Here is a 570-nt window from a genome sequence, read left to right as displayed (position 1 = left end):
CCCCGTCGCGTGGACCGCCGCGCGGGACGCCGCTCTCCCCGCTCTCCTCGCCGGTCGGGTCCGTCGCGATTCTGCTCTGTAGTCGGTCGAGCCCGAGCGTGAGGAGGAAGAAACTCCCGCCGACGTAGAGGAGCGACTGCGGCTCGGCGACGAGTCGAGTTATCACGCCGTTCCCGTAGCCGATCACGCTGCTCAGGTACCCCAGTACCGACGTGGTCCATCCGAGTCCCGTGAGGCCTGTGAGCTGGTTAAGCAGGTCTTTATCGAATTCGCGCGTTAGTTCGGGCCGCATGGGAATGGTATTATCACCTTAACAAGGGCTACTCCGGGACGGTACATAAATTATTTTCATAGTAAGAAGAACGTATATTTTGTGTGAATGTACGGACTTCGAGAACGTCTCCGTCCTCCGCCTGTCTCCGGTCCACCGGTTTTCGGTGGTGTCGGCCGAACCGGCCTCCGGATCCCGGATTGCGGCTTTCTCCGGCGTCTGCGCACGATTTACGGTATCAGTCGTAATATTCGGGAAGGGGGATATTTTAACCGGTAGGGTCGACCTCCGGTCATGAC

1 protein-coding gene is annotated in these 570 nt (G+C 59.1%); it reads right to left on the bottom strand.

What is annotated here, in order from left to right:
• On the bottom strand, positions 1 to 292 hold a 292-nt coding region (locus tag DJ75_RS11700; RefSeq protein ID WP_254921973.1), incomplete at its 3' end, for a hypothetical protein.
• Between the last annotated feature and the right edge of the window lie 278 nt (positions 293 to 570).

Origin of the sequence: Halorubrum sp. Eb13, assembly GCF_002252895.1 — an archaeon.
GTDB lineage: Archaea > Halobacteriota > Halobacteria > Halobacteriales > Haloferacaceae > Halorubrum.
This window is presented reverse-complemented; position numbering and strand designations above follow the sequence as displayed.